We start from the raw sequence: 24,629 nt of genomic DNA, 5'->3' as shown, positions 1-24,629 counted from the left end.
GTACGAGTCAGTTCTCGTACACCGTATAGGAGCTCTCTTACGCTGTATAGGGATTACTTCCTGTCGGTCAGGTCGTAGAAGGTGGCGCCGTCCACGGTCGTCTCCTCGAAGGTGGACTCGACCCACGAGCTGATCGCGCTGCTGCCGCCACCGCCGGGACCACCGCCCATGCCGCCGCCGGACCCGATGAAGTAGTGGATCCTCCCCTCGGCCACGTACTGCTTGAACTGCGCGAGCGTCGGGGACGGGTCGCTGCCGTTGAAGCCGCCGATCGCCATCACCGGCTTCTCCGTGGCGAGCTGGTAGCTGGCCGCGTTCTGCGCGCCGACGGCGGCGGCGACCCAGGTGTACGCGTCGGCGTCGGCCAGCAGTTCGGCCTTGGCGGCGGAGCCGACCTTCGCCCCGTCGAGCAGGCCGCCGGATGTGCCGGGACGGACGTTCTCGCCGGGCGCCGTGGGGGTCTGACCGGCGGCGGGGGCCTGACCGGCGCCCGGGAGCTGGCCGGCGCCGGGGAACTGGCCTGCGCCTTGGCCGCCTTGGCCGCCGCCGCCCGGGAACTGGCCTATGCCCTGGCCGCCTTGACCGCCCGGGAACCGGCCGCCCATGCCCTGACCGCCCTGGCCGCCCTGCCCGCCCGGCCCCTCCCCGAACAGCATCCGGCCGCCCCCCGGGCCGCCGCGCATCCCGCCCGGACCGGCCGTGCCCGCCGGGCCGGCCGTGACGATCGAGCCCTGGTGTCCGTCGGCGAGCGTGGCCAGCGTGTACGCGAAGGGGCCCGCGAGCGCGGCCGCGAGGCCGAGGCCCGCCGCCGTCAGGCCGACCCGCCGGGCCGCCCGCGTCAGCCGGGCCGCGACCAGCAGCCCGAGCGCCGCCGCGCAGCCCGCGACGAGCACCGTCCAGCGCAGCCACGGCAGCCAGTCCGGGCTCCGGCCGAGCAGCACCCACGCCCACACCGCCGTCACCGCGACCGACGCGGCGAGCGCCGCCGAGGCGGGGAACCGCGTCCGCTCCTCCCACAGCACGGCGGCGCCCATGCCGATCAGGGCGGCGAGGTACGGGGCCATCGCCACCGTGTAGTACTCGTGGAAGATGCCGGCCATGAAGCTGAAGACACCCGTCGTCAGCAGCAGCGAACCGCCCCACACCAGGAACGCCGCCCGCGCCGTGTCCGTGCGGGAGGCCCGCCAGGTCACCACGAGACCGGCGACGAGCAGCAGCAGCGCCGCCGGGAGCAGCCAGGAGATCTGGCCGCCGACCTGCTCGTTGAACATGCGCCCGAGACCCGTCTCGCCCCAGCCGCCACCACCCCGGCCGCCGCGCACCGGCAGCTCCAGGCCGGCCGGGAGCTCCAGGCCCGTGCCGCGGCCGCGCGCACCGCCGCCGCCCACGCTGCCGACCTCGTCGCCGTTGAGCCGGCCGAGGCCGTTGTAGCCGAAGGTCAGCTCCAGGAAGCTGTTGTTCTGCGAGCCGCCGACGTACGGGCGGGAGGACGCCGGCCACAGTTCGACCAGGGCCACCCACCAGCCCGCCGACACCAGCATCGCGAGCCCGCCGAGGCCGAGCCGCCCGAACCGGCGCCCGATCCCGCCCGGCGCGCACACCACGTACACGAGCGCGAGGACCGGCAGGATCAGGAAGGCCTGGAGGGTCTTGGCGAGGAACGCGAAGCCGAGCGCCACGCCCGCCCACACCAGCCACCGCGCCGCGCCCTCGGCGAGCTCCAGGGCCCGCAGCACGCAGTAGACAGCGACGGTCATGAGCAGGGCCAGCAGCGCGTCCGGGTTGTTGAAGCGGAACATCAGCGCGGCGACCGGGGTGAGCGCGAGGACCACGCCCGCGAGGAGACCGGCGCCCGCGCCGAAGCGGCGCCGGACCGACGCGTACAGGACGCCGACGGTGGCGACCCCCATCAGCACCTCGGGCAGCAGGATCTGCCAGGAGCCGAGGCCGAGGAGGCGGACCGACAGGGCCATCGGCCACAGCGCGGCCGGCGGCTTGTCGACGGTGATGGCGTTGGCCGCGTCGAGCGAGCCGAAGAAGAAGGCCTTCCAGCTCTCGCTGCCGGCCTGTACGGCGGCGGAGTAGAAGGAGTTGGCGTAGCCGCTGGCGCTCAGGTTCCAGAGGTAGAGCGCCGCGGTGACGAGGAGCAGTCCGAGGAAGCCGGGCCGCACCCAGGGGGCGTCCTCGGGCCGCCCGCGCCACAGGCGCCGTACGAACGGGTTCGGGGAGTTCATCGAGAGGTCCTTGAGGTCCTGGGGGCGTGGGCGCGCTCCGGGAAGACCCAGAGCCGGAAGAGGAGGAAGCGCACGACGGTCGCGGCGAGGTTGGCGACGATCAGCACGGCGAGCTCGGTCGAGTGCGCCGGATCGCCCGTCGCGGCACCGAGCGCGGCGAGGGAGCCGCTGGTCAGGGCGAGGCCGATGCCGAAGACGACGAGCCCCTGCGCCTGGTGGCGGGCGGCCCGGTCCCGGCCCCGTACGCCGAAGGTGAGCCGCCGGTTGGCGGCCGTGTTGGCGACGGCGGAGACGAGGAGGGCGCCGGCGTTGGCGAGTTGGGGGCCGACGCCGAGCCGGAACAGGGAGTAGAGGGCCAGGTAGAAGAGGGTCGACAGGGCCCCGACCACGCAGAAGCCGACCAGTTGGCGGGCCAGGCCGCCCGGCACGCCGGACAGGTCGCGGTCGCGCGGGTCGTCGCCGAACGGCCGGGCCAGCCGGTCCAGCGCCAGCGAACCGGTCGCGAGCGCCCGCCCCACCCGCCACACGCCCCGCAGGTCGTCGGCGGCGGTCCGCACGATGTGCACGGTCGAGTCGGGGTCGTCGACCCAGTCCACCGGCACCTCGTGGATGCGCAGCCCGGCCCGCTCGGCGAGCACCAGCATCTCCGTGTCGAAGAACCAGCCGGTGTCCTCGACCATCGGCAGCAGGCGTTCGGCGACCTCGCGCCGGATCGCCTTGAAGCCACACTGGGCGTCGGAGAAGCGGGCGGCGAGCGAGCCGCGCAGGATCAGGTTGTAGGTGCGGGAGATGAACTCCCGCTTCGGCCCGCGCACCACGCGCGAGGAGCGGGCCAGCCGCGAGCCGATCGCGAGGTCGGAGTGGCCGGAGATGAGCGGCGCGACGAGCGGGAGCAGCGCGTTGAGGTCGGTGGACAGGTCCACGTCCATGTACGCGAGGACCGGCGCCTCGGAGGCCGACCACACGGTCCGCAGCGCCCGCCCGCGCCCCTTCTGCTCCAGCCGTACGGACCGTACGGCGGGCAGTCGGGCGGCCAGCGCACGCGCCACGTCCGGGGTGGAGTCGGTGGAGGCGTTGTCGGCGACGGTGACGCGGAAGTCGTACGGGAAGGTGCGGGAGAGGTGGTCGTGGAGCCGCAGGACACAGCGCTCCAGGTCCCTCTCCTCGTTGAACACGGGGATCACCACGTCGAGGACGGGCCGGCCGGCCGCGCCGACGGGCAGGTGCTCCCGGGCGGGAAGGGTTTCGGCGGTCGGTGACATCTGCATGACCCCGACCCTCGCCAGAGCCGCTGTCACGGCGGTGTGGTGAGGCTGTGGCGTGGCTGTGAGTCGGGGGCGGGAGGTGGGGGGTGGGGGCGTGGGGGGCGGGGGCGTGGAGGCGTGGGGGCGGCTGGGGCCCGGAGGACAGGGGGGGCCGGGAGCTCAAGGCCCGCCGGATCAGAGCTGCTTCGGCAGCCTGACCGCGAACAGGGTGCGGCCCGGCGCGCTGTCGACGGTCACCTCGCCGCCGTGGGCGAGGGTGACGGCCCGGACGATGGCGAGGCCGAGACCGGTGCTGCCGGCCTGCCGGGAGCGGGAGGCGTCCCCGCGGGCGAACCGTTCGAAGACGGACGGCACCGACTCCGGCGGGATGCCCGGCCCGTCGTCCTCGACCTCGACGACGACGTGGGCGGGGCCGACCCGCAGGCGCCCGGTGACGGTGGTGCCGGGCGGGGTGTGCGTACGGGCGTTGCCGAGGAGGTTGACGAGGACCTGGTGGAGCCGGGCGCCGTCGGCCGGGATCTTCACCGCGGCGCCGCCGTGGGGGAGTTCGAGGCGCCAGTGGTGTCCGGGGCCGGCGGCACGGGCGTCGGAGACGGCATCCACGACCAGCCGGGCGAGATCGGTGCTCTCGTACGAGAGCGGGCGTCCGGCGTCGAGCCGGGCGAGCAGCAGCAGGTCCTCGACCAGGTCGGTCATCCGGGTCGCCTCGGACTCGATGCGCCCGAGCGCGTGCCGGGTGTCGGGCCCGCACTCCTCGCGCCCGCGCCGGGTCAGCTCCGCGTACCCGCGGATCGAGGCCAGCGGGGTGCGCAGTTCGTGGCTGGCGTCGGCGACGAACCGGCGGACCCGGGTCTCGCTCCGCTGCCGCGCGTCGAGCGCCGAGTGGACGTGGTCGAGCATCCGGTTGATGGCCGCGCCGACCTGCCCGACCTCGGTCCGGGGATCGGCCTGCGCCTCCGGCACCCGGTGGTCGAGCGCCACCTCGCCGCTGTGCAGCGGCAGCCGGGAGACCTGGGCGGCGGTCGCGGCGACCCGGCGCAGCGGCCGCAGGGCGATCCGTACGAGGACGGTGCCGGCGAGGGAGGCGGCGACGAGCCCGGCGCCGGTGACGCTCAGCTCGACGACGACGAGGGTGGAGAGGGCGTCCTGGACCTCGGTCAGCGGGATGCCTATGAGGTAGTCGCCGTTCTTGCCGGTGGCGTACTGCACCCGGTAGTCGCCGAGGCCGCCGGGCAGCGCCACGGTGTGCGGGCCGCCGTCGCGGGGGACGGTGGCCAGGGCCGCGGACTGGGCGCCGCTCAGCGGGTCCCGCAGGTACCGCGGCCCGTACACCCCGTCCTCGGGCGGTACGGAGACGCTCGCCGCGCCGAGCTCGCCGTCCACGACCCGCGCGCCGACCGTCCCGAGCGGTGCGCCGGGCCCGATGACGAAGTTGAGGGGCGCCTCGAAGCCGGACTCGGGCAGGGGTCCGGGGGTGGAGTGCGGCGGGCCGGACGCCCGGTTGGCGACCTCCTGGAGGCGGGCGTCCGCCTGGTCGTACAGGTACGAGCGGAACGCGATCGTCGTCACCGTGCCGATGACCGCGCACACGACGGCGATCAGCGCGACGGCGGAGACGACCAGCCGGGTCCGCAGCGACCAGGGCGCCCGGGGGCGGATGCGCATGCCGCCCTACTCGCCGGGCTTGATGAGGTAGCCGGCCCCCCGCCGGGTGTGGATCATCGGGCTGCGTCCGGCGTCCAGCTTGCGGCGCAGGTACGAGATGTAGAGCTCGACGACGTTGGCCTGGCCGCCGAAGTCGTACGACCAGACGCGGTCCAGGATCTGCGCCTTGCTGAGCACCCGGCGCGGGTTGCGCATGAGGTAGCGCAGCAGCTCGAACTCGGTCGCGGTGAGGTGGACGGAGTCGCCGCCGCGGGTGACCTCGTGGCTGTCCTCGTCGAGGGTGAGGTCGCCGACGGTGAGCAGCGACCCGGTGCGCGCCTGCGCGGCCCCGGAGCGGCGGATCAGCCCGCGCAGCCGGGCGACGACCTCCTCCAGGCTGAACGGCTTGGTGACGTAGTCGTCGCCGCCCGCGGTGAGCCCGGCGATCCGGTCCTCGACTGCGTCCTTCGCGGTGAGGAACAGCACCGGCACCTCGGGCAGCTCGCGCCGCAGCCGCCCGAGGACGGCGAGCCCGTCCATGTCGGGCAGCATCATGTCGAGGACGACGACGTCGGGCCGGAACTCCCGCGCGGTGCGCAGCGCCCCGGCCCCGTCGCCCGCGCTGTGCACCTGCCAGCCCTCGTAGCGCAGGGCCATCGAGAGCAGCTCGGCGAGCGAGGCCTCGTCGTCGACGACGAGGACACGGACGGCGGTGCCGTCGGGCCGGAGCAGATCGGTACGCGAGCGGGGAGTGGTCGCAGTCATGGCACCACCGTGTCCGCCGCTACTGAGACCGTTCTTTCCCTTCCCTGTGAATCTCCTGAGAATGCCCGGGGGCGCGGGCGGGGCGGACGGGGCGTGCCCGGGGGCGGGCGGGGGCCGGCCCTGGGGCCTAGGAGACCGGTGGGCGCTGTGGCAGTCCGAAGAGCCGGGCGCCGTTGTCGTGGCAGACCGCCCGCAGCCAGTCGTCGCCGAGCCCGAGGCGTTCGAGGGCGTGCAGCTGGTGGACGTACGCGTAGGGGAGGTTCGGGAAGTCCGTACCGAGGAGGATCCGGTCGCCGAGGCCCTGGAGCCGCTTGAGCTCGTCCCCGGGGAAGGGCGCGAGGCGTTCGCTGAAGTCGGTGAAGGCCATGGTGGTGTCGAGGTGGACGCCCTCGTACCGCTCGGCGAGGCCCAGGAACTCCCCGTACTCGGGCATGCCCATGTGGGCGACGATCAGCCGCAGCCGCGGGTGCCGGGCGAGCAGCCGCCCGACCGGCCCGGGACCGGTGAACGCGCCGGGCGCGGGCCCGGAGCCGCAGTGCATGACGACGGGCGTCCCGGCGTCCTCGACCAGGCCCCACACCTCGTCGAGCAGCACGTCGTTCGGATCGAAGCCGCCGACCTGGACGTGCACCTTGAGGACCCGGGCCCCGCGGTCGAGCGCGTCCCGTACGTAGGCGGGGGCGCCGGGCTCGGGGAAGAGGGTGGCGGTGTGCAGGCAGTCCGGGGTGCGGCGGGCGAAGGCGTCCGCCCAGTCGTTGAGCCAGGCGGCCATGCCGGCCTTGTGCGGGTAGAGCATCGAGGTGAAGGCGAGCACCCCGAACTCGCGCAGCAGCGCGACCCGGCGGTCCTCCTCCTCGCGGTAGGTGATGGGCCACGCCACGCCGGTGAGGGGCCCGGCGGAGTCGAAGTAGGCCCACACCTTGTCGAGGACGTTGCGCGGCATGAAGTGCGTGTGGACGTCGACGAGCCCCGGCAGCCCGAGCCGAGCCGCCCACGCCCGGACCTCGGGGCCCTCGTGGGGGCGGGGGGCGGCGTCGAGGCGGGGGCGGGCGCCGCCGTGAGCGCCGACGTCGCCGTGAGCGCCGACGTCGCCGTGGATGCCGTCAGTCGCGGTCAAAGCCGTACGTCCTCTCCACCTTGCCGATGTGGACCCGGTAGCTGTCGTACCACTCCGCCCGCCCACGCCGCTTCGCCTCCATGTGCTCGGGATGGTGCTGCCAGGCGGCGAGCCCCTCCAGGTCGCGGAAGTAGGCGACGGTGATGCCGATGCCACCGGGCGTACGGGCGGACTCGTAACCGAGGAAGCCGGGCATGTCCCGGACGAGGGCGTGCAGGGCGGCGGCGGTCTCGGCGTAACCCTCGGGGGCGTCGGGCCGGACGGAGGTGAAGACAGCGGTGTAGTAAGGCGGTTCGAAGCCGCCGACGGGGCGAGGAGTCATGTGATCACCCTGGTCCGGGCCGGGCGGAGGTGTCCATGGCCGCCGCCGGAAGGGATCCAAGACTTTACGATCACGGCGGCGGTGACGGCCGGGGCATCCCGCCAGCCCGGCAGCCCGGCAGCCCGGGCACCCGGGCGCCCGTCAGAAAAGCTCCTCCTGCCCGTCCCCCGCCCGCGCGTCCCGGGGAACGACGCCGAGAGGCACGCTGACGGGCGCCTCGCCCGGGGCGCTCTCGATCCCCCACCCGGTCAGCAGCCGGGTGTCGAGGGCGAGGTGCCGCCCGTCCCGGTCGAGGAGGTGCAGATCGGGCCCGGCGGCGGCGAGCAGCCGCCCGGCGACCACCCCGTCGGGCACGAGCTCGACGACGCTCACGTCGAGCGGCGGCAGCCCGTCGAGGTGGAAGGCGCCCCCGTGGTCACGGACCTCGCACTCCAGCCGCTCCAGCGTCTCGGACCAGGCGCCGACGCCGACCGCGCGCGCGTACAGCTCCTCGACCTCGCGGGCCCGTACGGCGGTGGGCGCCAGGGCGGTGCGGACGGCCCGCTTGCGCGCGTACGGGATGCGGTCGGGCACGGCGAGCGCGTGCCGCAGCACCTCCTCGGTCCGCCGCGCGGCCATCAGCGGCCCCCGCCCGAGCCAGCTGAACGCGACCGCGCCCTGTTCCAGGAGCCGCGCGTCCCCGCGTTCCTCCCGGGTGATCCCGACCTTGACCAGGCCGGGCCCGAACCAGGCGAGGTAGACGCGGTACGGCCGGGGGTCGTCGAGGAGGGTGTCGGCGGCGACGGAGTGCGCCCGGTCGAGGCGCGCGCACTCGGCGCACCGCCCGCCCGTACCGCGCCCGCCGACGACGGCCCTGAGGGGACACGCGTTCCCCCGGGCCCCCGCACACCGCCGCTCCCCCACCGCGCGGAACCCGATGACCCGCCCGTACCCGAGCGGACTGACCCGCCCCCCGTCCCACCGCAGCGCGGGCGAGCCACCCCGCCAGGACACTCCGGCACTCCGCCACACCATGGCCCAAGTCTGACGCAGCCCACTGACAAAGCCGGAGGCACCGATCACCGGTCAGGAACCACGGATCAGGAACCACCCATCACCGATCACCGATCACCGATCACGAATCAGGGATCAGGGCAGCAGATACAGCAGCCCCCCACCATCCCCTCCATCCGATCCGCTTCCGCCCTCGGCATGCCGCATGATGCACCCCCGCTCGACGAGCATGCGGAGGCAGTCGCGGACGCGGTCGGAGGGGAGTCCGGTGCGGCGGGCGACCTCCTCCAGGCGGTAGCGGACGCCACCGCGGACGAGCTCGGGGGCGAGGCAGGCGGCGACGGCGTGGACGTCGGCGCTGAGCTCGACGTTCCGCTCGCGCCAGGAGTCGAGGAGGTCCTGCGGGGTGAGCGCGGGGCCTGCGTACGGGTCGGGGCCGACGCGCTGGACGGGCACGGCGAGCAGGTCGCCGGCCTCGGCGAGCCGGGTGAGGGCCCGGTCGTCGAGCTCCTCGGCCTCCAGCCGGACGAGCTCGTCGAGGACGGGCGGCGGGGGCACGAACCCGCTCTGGAGGGAGGAGGGTTCGAGCCCGTAGGCGCCGTGGCGCTGGACGGCGGTGACGAGCTCGGCGATCCAGGCCGTGAAGGGGGCGACGCGGGCCGTGGTGGAGGCGGCGACGAGCTGGACGAGGCCCTCGAGGCTGATCATCCGTTCGCCGAGGGTCGCCTGCATGGCCTGGCCGACGTGGGCGCGGAGGACGGTGCGCACGTCGGTGTGGCCGAGGGCCCCGGCCACGTCGGCGGCGGGGAACCAGTGCGTGCCGTCGGCCAGAGTGAGCCTGCGCAGCCGGACGCCGGTGGCGGAAAAAACGAAGTCGTCGATGTCAATGGCGTCGGCGTTGACGTTGGCGTTCATCGGACATCACCTCCACCTGCAAGCTAGGCCGAGGGCATATTCAACTGACATGGAAATCAGTCTGGTTCACCCAAACGTGTGGAAATCAGGAGGTTCCGCCCTCATGAGGGCGAGCAGAGCGGGCACGGTCCAGGCTCCGGCGGCCCCGGGGCACCCGGCCAGGTACCGGGCGATCTGGAGGTCGGAACGTCCCCCCACGGCGCGCAGACCGAGCACGAAATGGCGCAGGTAGGAGGGGGAGGGCCGGCGCAGCTCGACCTCGCCCACCCGCCAGGGGGCGGTGAAGCTGACCATGGGGACGCGACCGGCCTCCCCGACCCGTACGAGGGTCTCGTACCTGCCGGGCCCGACCTGGGCCCGCCCGCGCCGCACGACCTCGTCGAGGTCGATGTCGGCCTCGGCGCCGGGCCGGCGGTTCATCTCCTGGGCGGCGATGTCGGAGAACTGCCCGGCGCTGATCAGATGCGCCCGCGCGTACGCGCGCCCCTCGGCGGCGGGATCGTAGAACGCCCGCCCGCCGCCCCAGACGGGGGACTCGGTGGCGAAGTAGACGACGCCCGGCATGACGACGCCCCGGGACTCGACGGGGGCGGCGGCGTCCCGGCCGGCGTCCAGGTACCGCTGGAGTCGCCGCAGGTCCATGTTGGATCCGTAGGCGACGTACCAGACCCACGATGCCCGCTCGGCCGTCACACCATCCGACGCTACCGGCCGTCAGCCGCTCACCAGGAGAACCAGCCGGGAGTGGCGGAGTAGACCTGCGGCGCGTAGTCGCAGGCGCCCTCGGAGAAGGGTTCGGCGGCCAGGGCCACGGCCCGCCGCTCCGCGCCGGCGTCGACCCGGTCGGCCGCCACCACGAAGGCCAGGGCGGCCACCATGCAGGCGACGAGGAACGCGGGCCGGGACCCCTTGCCCCGCAGGACGCCCGCGGCGGCCCCGCCGACGCCCACCAGGAGGGCCCCGGCGACCAGTGCGAGAGCCACGAGCGTGAGGTGATCCAGCCCCGCCGACGCGTGACACAGCACGTACTGCCGCCCGCCCCGAACCCCCTGCACCCGCTCGACGAGCGCCCCCGCCGCCAGCACGCCCCCGACCACAAGAACCTGCCAGGGCCGCACCACACCCCAGCCCCGGCCCGCCTTCACACCACTCACCACGCGCCCCCCGAAGCTCGAATCAGTCCTTGTCCCGCCGGAGTTCGCCCGTGCACCCTCCGGCCGTCACGTCCCGAGTGAAGCAGGCGACGAACGAACTCGGGGAGCCGTAGAAGGCGAGCTTCATGTCCTCGCAGTCGACGCCGTCGAAGGTGACGTCGCCGTACGCCCCGGAGAGGGACACGGTCCCCTTCTGCAGGGCGGCGATCCCGGAGCACTCGGCGCCGACGTCCGCCTTGTCCAAGTCCTTGGCAGTGAAGGTGCCGTCGTCCTTGAACTCGACCGTCCTGCCGGCGAAGTCCGTCCACGTGCCCGTCAGCTGATCGGCGGTCCTGACCTCCACCGGGTACGTGGAGCAGGAGACCAGCAGGAAGGGCACCGCGCATCCCCACACGGCACCCACGAACCCCCGCCGTATCCACCGATGCCGGCCGTCAGCCATTCGGCCCCGCCTCTCGCGTCTCGCCCATGGGGCCGCACCCTATGCCCGACAACGCAAAAGGCCCGGACTCTCGTCCGGGCCTTTTGTCTGTGTGCACTCGGCAGGATTCGAACCTGCAACCTTCTGATCCGTAGTCAGATGCTCTATCCGTTAAGCTACGAGTGCTTGTTTTTTTGTTTTCCGTCTTCGCTCCCCGGTCTTTCGACCCGCTCGCGGCGACAGGAAGAACATTACATGACTGCCGCCGTCATGTGAAATCCATAGACCACACCCCTTGTGACCTGCGAAAACGTCGGGTCGGGGTGAAACGGGGCCGGGGGCGGCGGCGGGGCCGGGGGCGCTGGAATGGCCGGAAAGAGACCGGGGTCACAGTGCTGGGCGGCGGGGCGGCCTCGGGGCGGGAACGAGCGAAGCCCCGGCCTTGGGGGCCGGGGCTTCGGTGGGGCGGAGGCGGAGGGATTTGAACCCTCGATGGGCTTTAAGACCCAAACCGCATTAGCAGTGCGGCGCCATAGACCGGACTAGGCGACGCCTCCTCGCACCCCGCGCGTACGCGAGTGGTGCGTGCAGATGATGACACAGACGAGCACCGCGCCACCAATCGCTTATCACCGTACTAGGCCCCGGGGGCCCAGGGCAAAGCCCTCGCGCCCTCGCGCCCCCCACCCGGCGCATCCCGGTTGCGCAACGGAGCGGAGGGCCGAGCGTTAGAGGAGGGGGCGCCTGGTTGTGACCTTCAGGGCTGCCTTCCCCATTGCGGTTCCCTCCAGCTCCTCCCGTCGCTCCGGCTTCTCCCGTTCCTCCCGTCGCTCCGGCTTCCTCCGTCCTCTCCTGGAGTTCGTATGCTGCGCCGCCTCGTCCTCGCCACCCTCGCCCCGCTCGCCGTCAGCGCCGCCGCCTCCGGCGCCGGGCTCGGGCCGCTGCCTCCGCTGCCGCTGCTCTCCTCGCCCGACTCCCTCACGGTCGTCGTCGCCGACGCCGGCAGCCCCGAGGCCGACGGGACGTTCCGGCTGGAGTGCGGCGGGACGCCCGGGGGGACGCATCCCGCGGCCGAGAACGCCTGCAAGCGGCTGGAGGAGTTCGCCGCCGCCGGAGTGAATCCGTTCGCCCCCGTGCCCGCGGACCAGATGTGCACCCAGCAGTACGGCGGGCCCGCCACCGCGCACATCACCGGCGACTGGCAGGGGCGGTCGATCGACGCCCGTTTCTCCCGCGGGAACGGGTGCGAGATCAGCCGCTGGGAGAACCTGCGGCCCGTGCTTCCCCGCGTCCAGGGGTGAGCCCCGGGGAACGGAGGGAGCTCCTCCCTTAGACTCCCTCCGTGACAGGCCGCGACCCGAGGGGCAAGATGGGCCCGGCCGACAGGCGATAGGCACAGGCAACAGGCACGTGCAGTGGGTCAGGGAGGAACCGTCGTCGTGAGCAGCAGGCCATCCCGAGGCGCTGCTCGCCTCGCAGCCATACTCGACGCCCTCCCGGACGGCCTCGTGCTCGTCAATTGCAACGGCACGGTCGTCAACGCCAACACGATCGCCCTCGGCATGTTCGAGACGCCCGGCACCGCGCTCGTCGGGCGCGGGCTGCTGGATCTGCTCCCCGAGTTCGACTCGCGCCTCATCCCCGGCTCCATGCGCCTCCCCGAGGCCGCCGACGAGCGGGGCCGCACCAAGCCGACCCGGATGGTCGCCCGCCGCACCGACGGCAGCGAGTTCCCGGTCGAGGTGACCAGCGCCAGCCTGGAGGACGGGCGCGAGGCCTACGACTCGTACAGCGGGTACACCGGTGACGAGCTGCTCATGCTGGTCGTCCGGGACCTCACCGGCACCGTCGACACCGAGGCGGAGCTGGCCCGTTCGCAGCGCCAGACCGAGATGATCCTGCGGGCCGCCGCCGAGGGTGTCGTCGGCACCGACACCGACGGCCGGGTCGTCCTCGTCAACCCGGCCGCCGCGCAGATACTCGGCTTCCGCGCCACCGACCTCGGCGGCAAGGAACTGCACACCCTGGTGCTGCACTCCCGCCCGGACGGCGAGCCCTTCCCGTACGCCGACTCGCCGCTCGCCGACACCCTCAAGTCGGGCCGCAAGCACCGCGTCCGCGGCCAGGTGCTCTGGTCGAAGAGCGGCGACCGCGTGCCGGTCGACCTGACCACCGCGCCGGTACGGGACGGGGACCAGCTCGTCGGCGCCGTCATGACCTTCACCGACCGCAGGCCGTACGAGCAGCTCGTCGAGCAGCACGCCGGCGAGGCCGCCGACCGCGCCGAGCGGCACCTGGCCGAACTGGAGCAGCAGCGCGAGCGGTACGCCGCGCTCTCCGCCCGGCACGAGCAGCTCACCGCCGTGCTCGCCGACTCCCTGCGCGGGCCCCTGGAGGAGCTGCGCTCCCAGCTCGGCACCCTCGCCGCCGACGACGCCGGGCAGTTGTGGCCCGAGGCGAACCAGGTCCTCCACCATCTGGCCGCCGGATACACCCGGATGACCACCCTCGTCGACAACGTCCTCGGCTACCAGCGGCTCGACGCCGGCGCCGAGGACCTCGACAAGGACGTCGTCCTCCTCGACAAGATCGTCACGGCCGGCATCGACCACGCCGTCGAGCTGATCGGGCCCGGCCGCGCCCAGTTCGCCGTCCACGCGCCGCCGATCGAGGCGGAGGTCGACGCCGCACGGCTGGTCACCGCGCTGGCCCACCTCGTCGCCGACGTCGCCGGCGTCGACGCCACCGGCAAGAGCAAGGCCACCCAGCCGAGCGGCTACGCCGACTCCACGATCGTCGTCGCGGCCGCACAGCGCGGCGACGTCGTCCGCATCGAGGTCCGCGGGCCGTACGCGGGCGGCGACCCCGTCCACCAGCCGATCGTGCGCGGGATCGTCGACGCCCACGGCGGTGTCGTCCAGACGCACGACATGCCGGGCACGACCGGCAGCGCGTACGTCGTCGAGGTTCCCCTCGGCGCGGGGCGCGGGACCATCGCCGCACCGCCCGCCGCCGCGGACGCCGCCCAGGACGCCGGAGGGCGGCCCGAGCTGGGTCCCGCGGCGGGAGCGGGAGCGGGGGCCCGGAGCGGGGATGGCGGTGGCGGTGGCGGTGGCGGTGGCCGGGAGTTGCCCGCGTTGCCGCCCGTGCCCGCGCAGGTGGCTGCCGGGGACGCACGTGACGCCGGGGAAGCCAGGGGCGCCGGGGAGTCGGGCGGCGTCGAGGCTGCCGGGGGCGCCCGAGGTGCCTCTGGGGCCGGCGGCGGGCCGGACGGGGTGCCCGTGGTCTCCCCCGAGGGCTCCGACGGCACCAACGGCAGCGGGCGGCGGCGGGCCCGGCGGGCTTCCACCGACGCGTTCCTGGAGAGCCCGCTGGCTCCCGAGGACGGTGCCGCTCCCGAGCCGACCGGCCGCCGCCGCGGCCGTACGGACGACACGCCCGCCACGGGTGTCCCCGCGGGCGCGTCGGGTGAGCTGATCCCGGCTCAGAACGCCGGGCCCGCCGAGCCGACCGGGACGGGACGGCGCCGTGGGCGGCCCGCCGAGGGTGCCGTCGTGACCGCCGCCGAGGGCGCGCTGGCCCGCCCGGCGCTCGGCGACACCGTGCCCCCGCAGGGCGTGCCGGTCGACGCGCCCCCGCACCACGCGCTCGCCCCCGCCCTCGCGCTGCCCGCCGTCGCGTCCGAGGAGTCGCCCGCCCAGCCCACCGGGCGCAGGCGCCGGGCGCTCGCGGCCGCGCAGGAGCGCGCCGCCGCGGCGGAGGCCGGGCCGCGTACGCCGTTCGCGCTGCCGCCGGCCGAGTCCGACCGCGACGAGGAGGGCACCCAGGAGCCCACTCCGGTCCCCGCCGTCACTCCCATCGCCCCCGTCGCCCCTGTCCCTGCCGCGGCCGCCATGCCTGCCGTGCCCGCCGTCCCCGCTGTTCCGGTCGAGGGCGCTGAGCGTCACGAGGCCGTGCGGGCGCTGCCCGAGGACGACCACACCCCGCCGCAGCCGCATCCGCTGCCCGGGCGGCGGCGTGGGCCGCAGGAGACCACCAGCGGGACGGGCACGGGGTCCGTGCCGCTTCCGCCGGAGATTCCGGCGGCGGCCCCCGCGCCCGGCTCCGGGCACGGCTCCGGGCACGGCTCGGACTCGACGCAGGGGCGGGCGTTCAGCGTCCGTACTCTCGGGCAGGGCGTCCCCTTCGCCCACCCGGGACCGGCCCCGGCCGCGGCACCTGCCCCGGCACCTGCCCCGGTCCCGGTCCCGCTCCCGGCGCAAGCCCCGGCGAGCCCCGCCGCCGCCCAGCCCAACGGCCAGCCCGGCCCCTCCGGTCGGCGCCGCAAGCTGGGCAACCCGGCCGAGGAGAGCCGTCCGGGCTCCGCCCCGGCGCCGGAGGCGGGCGCCCGGCCGCACCCGCTGCCCGCGGCCCAGCCCGTACCGGCCATGCCGCCGGTCCCGGCGATGCAGCCCGTGCCCGCCGTCCCGAAGCCCGCCCCGATCCCGGCGCCCGCCGCCGCCCCCGAGGGGCGCGCGTACGCGATAGGGGCGCCCGCCGAAGGCTCCGCCGAGGGGCCCGAGCCGCTGGACGGGCCCGGTGGCGCGGTCGAGGTGTCGAACCAGCCGCTGCCCCAGCCCGTCGACGACGAACTGCCCCCGGAGCCGCTGGACAACCCGCGCCGGCTGCTGGTCTGGCCCGCGCCGGACGTCTCCACCCAGCAGGCGCTGAGCGACCGCGGCTACCGGCCGGTGATCGTGCACTCCCGCGAGGAGGTCGACGCGCAGATCGCCGCCTTCCCCGCCGCGCTCTTCGTCGACCCGCTGACCGGGCCCATCACCCGGACCGCGCTGCAGTCGCTGCGCCAGGCGGCCGTCGCCGCCGAGGTGCCCGTCCTGCTCGCGGCCGGACTCGGGCAGGCCACCCGGGAGGCGGCGTACGGCGCCGATCCCGCCGTCCTGCTCAAGGCTCTGGCCCCCCGGGACAGCGAGCAGCACCCGTCCCGCGTGCTGCTCATCGAGGAGCACGAGGACATCGCGCAGGCGCTCGCGGCGACGCTGGAGCGGCGCGGGATGCAGGTGGCGCGGGCGGCGACCGACACCGAGGCGGTCACGCTGGCCACCCAGATGCGCCCGAACCTGGTGGTGATGGACCTGATGCAGGTGCGCCGCCGCCGGGCCGGGATCATCGACTGGCTGCGCGCGAACGGGCAGTTGAACCGCACGCCGCTCGTCGTCTACACGTCCGCCGGGCTCGACGGGGCCGAACTGCCCGCGCTCTCCTCGGGCGAGACGGTGCTGTTCCTCGCCGAGCGCTCGACCAGCGACGAGGTGCAGGCCCGGATCGTCGACCTGCTCGCGAAGATCGGCACCAACTAGCCGTACGGGTGTGCGGGCGTAAGGGCGTCAGGCCGTAAGGACGTAAGGGCGTAAGGGCGTAAGGGCGTAAGGGCGTAAGGGCGTAAGGACGTGCGCGCGAGGGCCGGTCGGATCGTTCCGGCCGACCCTCGCGCGTGGGGTGGCTACAGCTGGGTGACGTCCAGGCCGCCCTCCGCGTACTGCTTGCGGATCACCTTCTTGTCGAACTTCCCGACGCTGGTCTTCGGGACGGTCGGCACGATCGCCCAACGCTCCGGGAGCTGCCACTTGGCGATGCCGCCCTCGGCGGCGAGGAAGGCCCGCAGCTCCTCGTAGTCCGCGCTCGCGCCCTCCTTGAGCACGACGGTCGCGAGCGGGCGCTCGCCCCACTTCTCGTCCGGCACGGCGACGACGGCGGCCTCGGCGACGGCCGGGTGGCCCATCAGGGCGTTCTCCAGCTCGACGGAGGAGATCCACTCGCCGCCGGACTTGATGACGTCCTTGGCGCGGTCGGTGAGGGTGAGGAAGCCGTCGGAGCTGATGACGCCGACGTCGCCGGTCTTGAGCCAGCCGTCCGCGCTGAACTTGTCCTCGGGGCGCAGCTCGCCGCCCGTGGCGCCGCCGTAGTAGGCGCCGGCGATCCAGTTGCCGCGGACCTCCAGCTCACCGGCCGACTCGCCGTCCCAGGGCAGGAACTCGCCGGCGGGGCCGACCAGACGGGCCTCGACGCCCGCGGGGAAACGTCCCTGCGTGACGCGGTAGGGCCACTCCTCCTCGGGGGTGAGGCCGGCCGGCGGGTGCGCCATGGTGCCGAGCGGGGAGGTCTCCGTCATGCCCCAGGCGTGGCAGAGGCGGACGCCCAGCTTGTCGTACGCCGCCATGAGGGAGGGCGGACAGGCGGCGCCGCCGATGGTGACCTGGGCCATGGAGGTCAGGTCGCGGGGGCGGGCGGTGACCTCGGCGAGCAGGCCCTGCCAGATGGTGGGGACGGCCGCGGCGTGGGTCGGCTTCTCGGACTCGATCATGTCGGCGAGCGGGGCCGGCTGGAGGAAACGGTCCGGCATCAGCATGTTGATGCCGGACATGAAGGTGGCGTGCGGCAGGCCCCAGGCCAGAACGTGGAACTGCGGCACCACGATGAGGGTGGTGTCCTGGTCGGTCAGGCCCATCGACTCGGCCATGTTCACCTGCATGGAGTGCAGGTAGATCGAGCGGTGGGAGTAGACGACGCCCTTGGGGTCGCCGGTGGTGCCGGAGGTGTAGCACATGGCGGCGGCGGCGCGCTCGTCCAGCTCGGGCCACGCGTACGCGGTGGGGCGGCCGGCGATCAGCTCCTCGTACTCGTGCACCCGCGGGGCCGCGCCGTCGAGGAGGGTGCGGTCGCCGGGGCCGGTGACGACGACGTGCTCGACGGTCGGCAGGTGCGGCAGCAGCGGGGCGAGGAGCGGGAGGAGCGAGCCGTTGACGAGGACCACGCGGTCGGCGGCGTGGTTGACGATCCAGGCCAGCTGCTCGGCCGGGAGGCGCAGGTTGAGGGTGTGGACGATCGCGCCCATGGCGGGGATCGCGAAGTACGCCTCGACGTGCTCGGCGTTGTTCCACATGAGGGTCGCGACCCGTTCGTCGCCGGTGACGCCGAGTTCGTCGCGCAGGGCGTGGGCCAGCTGGGCGACCCGGGCACCGGTCTCGGCGAAGGTGCGGCGCTGCGGCTCGGCCTCCCCCGTCCACGTGGTGATGGTGGACTTCCCGTGGATGGTCATCCCGTGGTTCAGGATGCGGGTCACGGTCAGCGGTACGTCCTGCATGGTGCTGAGCACGGGCGTCCTCCCGAGGGCGCTACGCGGCAGTAAGGATGCGTCGATTCTGCGCACGTACCATGCGGTATGTCACTACCCAGGAGTACGAATTTGCCAGTGATCACTGGCATAACCCAGGGTAATGCCCGTGAGGGGCCGTCGGCTCAGCGTACGGGCGACAGCTCAGGGTCCTCGCGCAGCTTGCCGAGCGCCCGCGAGACCGCGCTCTTGACCGTGCCGACGGAGACGCCGAGCACCTCGGCGGTCTGCGCCTCGCTCAGGTCCTCGTAATACCTGAGGACGACCATCGCGCGCTGCCGGTCGGGCAGCTTCATCACCGCACTCCACATGGCGTCGTGCAATACCTGGCGCTCGGCCGGGTCCGGTTCCGGCAGCCCGGCCGGCTCCGGCAGCTCGTCGCAGGCGAACTCGTCGACCTTGCGCTTGCGCCACTGGGACGTACGGGTGTTCAGCAGGGCCCGGCGGACGTAGCCGTCCAGGGCGCGGTGGTCCTCGATGCGCTCCCAGGCGACGAAGGTCTTGGCCAACGCCGTCTGCAGCAGGTCCTCCGCGTCCGACGGGTTCGCCGTCAGCGAGCGCGCGGTGCGGAGGAGGACGGGGCCGCGAGCCCGTACGTACGAGGTGAACGACGGGTACGACGGGTACGACGGACGCGTCGCGGCGGACGGGTGCGTCGCGGCGGACGGGCGCGTCACGAGCGACGGGTACGTCGCGTACTGCGAGGCGCCGGCACAGACGGGGCCAGAAGGCGGCGGAGTCATGCCTCCACGCTATGAGCGCCCGACCGCCCCGGGGATCGGCCCCAGGTCCCGAACCGCACTCCCCCTCAGGTTGTAGGGGTAGGGCCCGCCGGACCTCCTTCAGGTGGAGCACCCGGAGCCGCGGGTCAGGGTCGGACGCGCGCCACCGGGGCGTCGACGAGGCTGCGGTCGATCAGCAGCCGCCGACCGCCGTACGCCTCCGAGACGTTCCCGGCGTACTGGTGGATCCGGCCGTGCGGCCACCACGCCGGCGCGGCGAGCACCGCCTCCGCCAGCGTGGGCACGCCGCGCCAGCGCGCGAACCACACCACCGACGGCAGGTCCCTCGTCCCCGCCCGCCGCTCCCGCTCCAGGTGCCGGACGCCCGTCTCGGCGCTGCTGTAGAAGCCCGGCAGGTAGCCGAGCCGCCGGACCTCGCGGCTCCACGCCCGCACGAAACGCAGCGTCGTCGCGGCACAGCGGGCGTCGCCGAGCCGGTACGCCTCCATGTCGAGGTACAGCGGGCTCGCCGCGGCGAACCCGAGGGCCCGGGCCGCCCGCACCGCGTCCCCGGCCTCGCGGGTGCCCTGGGCCCAGGGGGTGCCGCCGATCGCGTACCGCCGCTTGGCCTCGGACAGCACGCACGGGGCCTGCGAGCCCACGAACAGCGGAAGCAGCCGCCAGCCGAGGCCGTGGACCGAGGCCACCCAGCCGGGCGTCAGCTGCCGCTGCGCACGGCAGCCCCGCCCGCGCCCCCCGAAGTACACGCCGACCGCGCGGTAGGGGGACGCCCGCCAGGCCCGCATCACGGAGAGGGGCGGGGCCTCGCAGGTGTCGAAGGCGCGGCCGGTGAAGTACTGCGGGGCGGCGGCGGCCCGCTGGGCGTCGGACGCCGGCTCGCCGCTTCCCCAGCCCTCGGTCCCCCGTCCCGCTCCCGTCAGGAGCGCGAAGGCCAGCAGCGCCGCGACGGCCGCCGGGGCCGCGCGGCGTCGGCGGCGGGTCCGGGGCCGGGGCCTCGGGCGGGGCGCGGGCGGGGCGGGCGTCTCCGGTGCGTCCATGGCGTTCATGGCGCGAGTGAAGAGCGCCGCGCCCCGCGCGGCCACCGCTGGGGCCCCGGCCTCAGCCGTCCGTGCCCAGGATCAACCCGGACGTGGGAACCCCGGTGCCCGCCGTCACCAGCGTCCTGGCCGCCCCCGGCACCTGGTTCACGGACGTGCCGCGCATCTGCCGCACCGCCTCCGCGATCCCGTTCATGCCGTGCAGGTACGCCTCCCCGAGCTGCCCCCCGTGGGTGTTCAGCGCCAGCGCGTCCGCCGCCACGAACCCGGCCGCCTCCCCCGGCCCGCAGAAGCCGAACTCCTCCAGCTGCATCAGCACGAAGGGGGTGAAGTGGTCGTAGAGGATGCCCACGTCGATGTCGTCGGGCGCGAGCCCCGAGGTGCGCCACAGCTGCCGGGCCACCACGCCCATCTCCGGAAGCCCCGTCAGGTCGTCCCGGTAGAAGCTGGTCATCGCCTCCTGGTTGCGCCCGGCGCCCTGGGCGGCGGCCACGATCACCGCGGGCGGGCGCCGCAGGTCCCGGGCCCGCTCGACGGAGGTCACGACCAGGGCCTGGCCGCCGTCGGTCTCCTGGCAGCAGTCGAGCAGCCGCAGCGGCTCGGCGATCCAGCGGGAGGCGGCGTGCTCCTCCAGGGTGATCGGCTTGCCGTGGAAGTACGCGGCGGGGTTCCGGGCCGCGTGCCGCCGGTCGGTGACGGCGACGTGGCCGAACGCCTCCGGCGTCAGCCCGTACGCGTGGAGGTAGCGCTGGGCGATCATCGCCACCCAGGAGGCGGGCGTGAGCAGCCCGAAGGGCAGCTGCCAGCCGAGCGCCGCGCCCTCCGCGGACGGTTCCCGCTGCTGCACCCCGGAGCCGAAGCGGCGCCCGGAACGCTCGTTGAACGCCCGGTAGCAGACCACCACCTCGGCGACGCCCGTCGCGACGGCGAGGGCGGCCTGCTGGACGGTGGCGCAGGCGGCGCCGCCCCCGTAGTGCACGCGGGAGAAGAACGACAGCTCGCCGATGCCGGCCGCCTGGGCGACGGTGATCTCGGGGCTGGTGTCCATCGTGAAGGTGACCAGGCCGTCGACGTCGGCGGGGGTGAGCCCGGCGTCGTCGAGCGCCGCGTGCACGGCCTCGACGGCGAGCGTGAGCTCGCTGCGCCCCGAGTCCTTCGAGAACTCGGTGGCCCCGATCCCGGCGATGGCGGCCCGGCCGCCGAGCGAGTCCCGGCCGCGGACGCTCATCGGTCCCGCTCCGCTCCGGGCAGCCGCACCGTCACGGTCCCGGTGACGTGGTGGCCGAGGCCGTTGGCGCCGACGACCCGCACCAGGGCGGTGTCGCCGTCGACCTCCGTGACCGTGCCGGTCAGCGTCATCGTGTCTCCCGGGTAGTTGGGCGCGCCGAGCCGGATGGCGACCTTGCGGAGCACGGTCCCGGGGCCGAACCGGTCGGTGATGTACCGGCCCACCAGGCCGTTGGTGGTGAGGATGTTCATGAAGATGTCCGGGGAGCCCTTGGCCCGGGCGAGTTCGGCGTCGTGGTGCACGTCCTGGTAGTCGCGGGAGGCCACGGCCCCGGCGACGATCAGGGTGCGGGTGATCGGGACGACGAGCGGGGCGAGCTCGTCGCCGGCCTGCACGGCGGTCATGCGGACGCTCCCTTCGCGAGCAGGTCGCCCAGTTCGGCGAGGAGTTCGGTGCCGCAGCCCAGGTACGCGTCGAGCTGCCGCCCCCAGAGGAAGTGCCGGTGCACGGGGTGGTCGAGGTCGGCGCCGAGCCCGCCGTGCAGGTGCTGGCCGGCGTGCACGACCCGCTTGCCCGCCTCGGAGGCCCACCAGGCCGCCGTCAGCGCGTGCTCGCCCACGGGCAGGCCCTCGTCGTGGCGCCAGGCGGCCTCGTAGGCGGTGACCCGGATGGACTCGGTGTCCATGTGCGCGTCGGCGGCCCGCAGCTGCACCGCCTGGTGGGAGGAGAGCGGGCGCCCGAACTGCTCGCGCTCCGAGGTGTACGCGACGGCCCGGGCCAGCGACCCGGCGCAGACCCCGGCCTGGAGCCCGGCGAAGGCGATCCTGGCGGCGGCGAGGACGTCGGCGTAGGGGGAGGCGGCCGGCCCCTTCGGCGCCCCGAGCCGCTCGCCGCGGGCCCCGTCGAGGGTCAGGCGGCCGGCGGACCAGGGTGCGGTGAGGTCGACGGGTTCGACCGGGTGGGCGGCGTCCGCCGTGCGCACCAGCCACAGGGTCCGGTCGGCGGCCGGGACGAGGACGTGGGTGGCGTCCCGGAGCCAGGGCACCCGGTCCAGGGTGCCGGTGAGCCGGCTCTCGGCGTCGGCCCGTACCGCGCCCGCTCCGGCGAGCGCCGGGAAGGCGCCGGTCACCACCGTCGTACCGTCCCGGAGGCCGGGCAGCAGCCGGGCCCGCTGGTCCTCGGTGCCGTGCCGGGCGACGGCGAGCAGCCCGTACACGCAGCTCGCCGTGAAGGGGACCTGCGCGGTCGTGCGGCCCTGTTCCTCGGCGAGGAGGACGAGGCCGAGGAGCCCGGTCTCCTCGACGGCCTCGGGCAGTCCGGCGGCGCACAGGGCCTTCCACAGTTCGGCGTCGCCGCCGGTGCCGGCGGCCGTGAGGCGGTCGTGCGTGGCGAGGTCGCCGAAGATCCGCGCGGCCAGCTCCCGCGCGGCCTGCTGCTCCTCCGTGGGCGTGAAGTCCATGTCAGTCCTCGCCTCCCGCGCGGAAGACGGGGAGTTCGAGCTCCTCGTCCGCCTTCAGGAACTCCAGCCGGACCGGCATCCCGATCCGCACCTTGTCGTAGGGCACCCCGACGATGTTGCTGACGATCCGGACGCCCTCGGCCAGTTCGACGAGCCCGACCGCGTACGGGGGGTCGAAGGCCGGGAAGGGCGGGTGGTGCATGACCACGTACGAGTAGACGGTGCCCTCGCCGCTCGCCTCGACGGTGTCCCACTCCCGGGAGCCGCAGGCGTTGCAGCCGGGCAGCCAGGGGAAGCGGAGGGTCGCGCAGTCGGCGCAGCGCTGGACGAGCAGCCGGTGGCCGGCCACGCCCTCCCAGAAGCCGGCGTTGTCGCGGTTGACGACGGGACGGGGGCGCCGGGGCCGGTCGGCGGCCCGGGGCGCGGTCTCCTCGCGCCGCTCGGGGCGGGCCGCGGGCGTGTACTTGAGGATGCGGAACCGGTGGGTGCCGGCGAGCTCGCCGTCGGCCCGTACGTCCATCCGGGTCGTGACGAAGTGGCCGGTGCCCAGTTTGGTGGTCTTGCGGGGCGAGACGGACTCGATGACGGCGTCGAAGGTGATCGCGTCCCCGGGCCGCAGGGGCCGCAGGTACTCCTGCTCGCAGTCGGTGGCGACGACCGAGGTGTACCCGGCGGCGTCGAGGAGGCCGGAGAGTTCGTCGTACGCCCCGGAGCGGTCCGTGTGGCCGGAGAGGCCGCCCATGGTCCACGCCTGGAGCATGGTGGGCGGGGCGACGGCGTCGGGGCCCCGGTAGCCGGGGTTCGTGTCGCCCATCGCCTCGCACCAGTGCCGGATCATGGGCTCGTTGACGGGGTCCTTGCCGGTGCCGCCGACGGCCGCCGGCCGCCCCTCGTACGTCTTCAGCCGCTGGTGGAAGGGGTCGTCGCGCGGTTCTCCGCGCGGGTCGCGGTGTCCGGCCCGGGCGTCCTGGTCCGGGCTCATCGCCGCCCCCTCCCCTTCATGCCGAGCCGCATCGTCGCGACGATCTCGCGCTGCACCTCGCTCACTCCTCCCCCGAAGGTGTTGATCTGGGCGGCCCGGTTCATCCGCTCCAGCTCGCCGCCGTCGAACGCGCCCGGCGATCCGGTCCGGACGAGTGCGGCGCCGCCCGCGATCTCCTGGCACATGCGGTAGACCTCGACCGCCGACTCGGTGCCGGCGAACTTCACCCCGCTCGCGTCGCCCGGGGCCAGCCGGCCCGCCCCGACCTCTCCGACCAGGCGCCAGTTGAGCAGGCGGGTGGCCGCGAGCCGGGCGTGCGCCTCGGCGGCCCGGATGCGGACCCAGGGCTCGTCGATCCGGCGTGCGCCGGTGACCGGATCGGGGGTGCGGGCGTGCCGGAGGGCGGTGGCGAAGAAGTCCTCGGCCTGCATGCCGATCGCGGCGAGCGCGACCCGTTCGTGGTTGAGCTGGTTGGTGATGAGCCCCCAGCCGCCGTGCTCGGGCCCGACGAGGTTGCCGGCCGGGACGCGGATCGCGTCGTAGTAGGTGGCCGTGGTGGTGAGCCCGCCGACGGTCTCGATCGGGGTCCAGGAGAAGCCGGGTGCGTCGGTGGGGACGAGGACGATCGAGATGCCCCGGTGGCGGGGGGTGCCGGGGTCGGCGTCGGTGCGGCAGGCGAGCCAGATCCAGTCGGCGTTCTGGGCGTTCGAGGTGAAGACCTTCTGCCCGTCGATCAGCCAGGAGTCGGCGTCCCGTACGGCCCTGGTGCGCAGCGAGGCCAGGTCGGTGCCGGCCTCGGGCTCGCTGTAGCCGATGGCGAAGACGAGTTCGCCGCTGAGGATGCGGGGGAGGAAGTACGCCTTCTGCTCGTCGGTGCCGTACTTCATGAGGGTCGGGCCGACGGTGTTGAGGGTGACCATGGAGACGGGGGCGCCGGCCCGGTAGGCCTCGTCGAAGAAGACGAACTGCTCGTCGGGGCCGCGGCCCTGGCCGCCGTACTCCTCGGGCCAGCCGAGGCCCAGCATGCCGTCGCCGCCGATGCGGCGCAGCAGCCGGCGCTGGGCGGCGGAGTCGGCGGGGGGCGGGGGCCCGTCGGGCATCACGTCGCGGAAGTACGCGCGGAGTTCGGCGCGCAGCCGCAGGAGCCGTTCGGTCGGGGCGAGGTGCACGGCGACGCCT

Annotated in this window: 21 protein-coding genes and 2 tRNA genes; 2 read left to right on the top strand and 21 right to left on the bottom strand. The window is 74.4% G+C overall.

Features of this window, described 5'->3' with window-relative positions:
• Positions 1-53: 53 nt before the first annotated feature.
• From AB0Q96_RS33815 to AB0Q96_RS33755, 13 genes are all read right to left on the bottom strand, one after another.
• Positions 54-2,234, bottom strand: coding sequence for a glycosyltransferase family 39 protein (locus AB0Q96_RS33815; RefSeq protein ID WP_365332231.1), 2,181 nt, complete (start codon positions 2,232-2,234; stop codon positions 54-56).
• Entirely contained in the window at positions 2,231-3,502 is a 1,272-nt protein-coding gene (locus AB0Q96_RS33810; protein WP_365332230.1) for a bifunctional glycosyltransferase family 2/GtrA family protein, read from the bottom strand. The genes AB0Q96_RS33815 and AB0Q96_RS33810 overlap by 4 nt, the downstream gene beginning before the upstream one ends.
• Before the next feature lie 171 nt (positions 3,503-3,673).
• Positions 3,674-5,164: a HAMP domain-containing sensor histidine kinase gene (locus AB0Q96_RS33805; RefSeq protein ID WP_365332228.1), complete on the bottom strand. Its 1,491-nt coding sequence runs from the start codon at positions 5,162-5,164 to the stop codon at positions 3,674-3,676.
• Between the two features lie 6 nt (positions 5,165-5,170).
• A complete protein-coding gene (locus AB0Q96_RS33800) occupies positions 5,171-5,908 on the bottom strand; it encodes a response regulator transcription factor (protein ID WP_365332226.1) in 738 nt (245 codons plus the stop codon).
• Between the two features lie 127 nt (positions 5,909-6,035).
• Positions 6,036-6,884, bottom strand: coding sequence for an amidohydrolase family protein (locus AB0Q96_RS33795; RefSeq protein ID WP_365332265.1), 849 nt, complete (start codon positions 6,882-6,884; stop codon positions 6,036-6,038).
• Positions 6,885-7,011: 127 nt separating this feature from the next.
• Positions 7,012-7,347: an antibiotic biosynthesis monooxygenase gene (locus AB0Q96_RS33790; protein ID WP_365332224.1), complete on the bottom strand. Its 336-nt coding sequence runs from the start codon at positions 7,345-7,347 to the stop codon at positions 7,012-7,014.
• 141 nt (positions 7,348-7,488) lie between these two features.
• A complete protein-coding gene (locus AB0Q96_RS33785) occupies positions 7,489-8,361 on the bottom strand; it encodes a DUF2797 domain-containing protein (protein ID WP_365332222.1) in 873 nt (290 codons plus the stop codon).
• Positions 8,362-8,475: 114 nt separating this feature from the next.
• The gene (locus AB0Q96_RS33780; protein WP_365332220.1) at positions 8,476-9,255 is read right to left on the bottom strand and encodes a Bro-N domain-containing protein; all 780 of its coding nucleotides are present in this window, start codon (positions 9,253-9,255) and stop codon (positions 8,476-8,478) included.
• 66 nt (positions 9,256-9,321) lie between these two features.
• Complete coding sequence (locus tag AB0Q96_RS33775) at positions 9,322-9,948, bottom strand: histone deacetylase (RefSeq protein WP_365332218.1); 627 nt, start codon at positions 9,946-9,948, stop codon at positions 9,322-9,324.
• Positions 9,949-9,977: 29 nt separating this feature from the next.
• A complete protein-coding gene (locus AB0Q96_RS33770; RefSeq protein WP_365332216.1) occupies positions 9,978-10,238 on the bottom strand; it encodes a hypothetical protein in 261 nt (86 codons plus the stop codon).
• Between the two features lie 193 nt (positions 10,239-10,431).
• Positions 10,432-10,788 carry a hypothetical protein gene (locus AB0Q96_RS33765; RefSeq protein WP_365332214.1) on the bottom strand — a complete coding sequence of 119 codons (357 nt, stop codon included), beginning with the start codon at positions 10,786-10,788 and terminating at the stop codon, positions 10,432-10,434.
• A 155-nt stretch (positions 10,789-10,943) separates the two neighbouring features.
• A tRNA-Arg gene (locus tag AB0Q96_RS33760) sits at positions 10,944-11,016 on the bottom strand.
• A gap of 280 nt (positions 11,017-11,296) precedes the next feature.
• A tRNA-Ser gene (locus tag AB0Q96_RS33755) sits at positions 11,297-11,387 on the bottom strand.
• 306 nt (positions 11,388-11,693) lie between these two features.
• Between AB0Q96_RS33755 and AB0Q96_RS33750 the strand changes: the two genes are divergently transcribed.
• Together AB0Q96_RS33750 and AB0Q96_RS33745 are read left to right on the top strand one after the other, a co-directional pair.
• Positions 11,694-12,131 (top strand): SSI family serine proteinase inhibitor, encoded by a 438-nt coding sequence (locus tag AB0Q96_RS33750; RefSeq protein ID WP_365332212.1) that lies wholly within the window; start codon positions 11,694-11,696, stop codon positions 12,129-12,131.
• A 138-nt stretch (positions 12,132-12,269) separates the two neighbouring features.
• A complete protein-coding gene (locus tag AB0Q96_RS33745; protein WP_365332210.1) occupies positions 12,270-16,187 on the top strand; it encodes a PAS domain-containing protein in 3,918 nt (1,305 codons plus the stop codon).
• 143 nt (positions 16,188-16,330) lie between these two features.
• On the opposite strand, the gene AB0Q96_RS33740 is transcribed toward AB0Q96_RS33745, so the two are convergent.
• From AB0Q96_RS33740 to AB0Q96_RS33705, 8 genes are all read right to left on the bottom strand, one after another.
• Entirely contained in the window at positions 16,331-17,983 is a 1,653-nt protein-coding gene (locus tag AB0Q96_RS33740) for a long-chain fatty acid--CoA ligase (protein WP_365332208.1), read from the bottom strand.
• A gap of 143 nt (positions 17,984-18,126) precedes the next feature.
• Positions 18,127-18,744, bottom strand: coding sequence for a SigE family RNA polymerase sigma factor (locus AB0Q96_RS33735; protein ID WP_365332206.1), 618 nt, complete (start codon positions 18,742-18,744; stop codon positions 18,127-18,129).
• Between the two features lie 125 nt (positions 18,745-18,869).
• Entirely contained in the window at positions 18,870-19,790 is a 921-nt protein-coding gene (locus AB0Q96_RS33730; RefSeq protein WP_365332204.1) for a DUF1906 domain-containing protein, read from the bottom strand.
• A gap of 52 nt (positions 19,791-19,842) precedes the next feature.
• Positions 19,843-21,009, bottom strand: coding sequence for a lipid-transfer protein (locus AB0Q96_RS33725; RefSeq protein WP_365332202.1), 1,167 nt, complete (start codon positions 21,007-21,009; stop codon positions 19,843-19,845).
• Positions 21,006-21,404 (bottom strand): MaoC family dehydratase, encoded by a 399-nt coding sequence (locus AB0Q96_RS33720; RefSeq protein WP_365332264.1) that lies wholly within the window; start codon positions 21,402-21,404, stop codon positions 21,006-21,008. The genes AB0Q96_RS33725 and AB0Q96_RS33720 overlap by 4 nt, the downstream gene beginning before the upstream one ends.
• Positions 21,405-21,409: 5 nt before the next feature.
• Entirely contained in the window at positions 21,410-22,468 is a 1,059-nt protein-coding gene (locus tag AB0Q96_RS33715) for an acyl-CoA dehydrogenase family protein (protein ID WP_365332200.1), read from the bottom strand.
• 1 nt (position 22,469) lies between these two features.
• Positions 22,470-23,450: a bifunctional MaoC family dehydratase N-terminal/OB-fold nucleic acid binding domain-containing protein gene (locus tag AB0Q96_RS33710; RefSeq protein WP_365332198.1), complete on the bottom strand. Its 981-nt coding sequence runs from the start codon at positions 23,448-23,450 to the stop codon at positions 22,470-22,472.
• Positions 23,447-24,619 carry an acyl-CoA dehydrogenase family protein gene (locus AB0Q96_RS33705; protein WP_365332196.1) on the bottom strand — a complete coding sequence of 391 codons (1,173 nt, stop codon included), beginning with the start codon at positions 24,617-24,619 and terminating at the stop codon, positions 23,447-23,449. The genes AB0Q96_RS33710 and AB0Q96_RS33705 overlap by 4 nt, the downstream gene beginning before the upstream one ends.
• Positions 24,620-24,629 lie beyond the last annotated feature (10 nt).

The organism is Streptomyces sp. NPDC093111 (assembly GCF_040683955.1).
Lineage (GTDB): Bacteria > Actinomycetota > Actinomycetes > Streptomycetales > Streptomycetaceae > Streptomyces.
The sequence above is the reverse complement of the archived record's forward strand: the minus strand, read 5'-3'. Positions and strand labels throughout refer to the sequence as shown.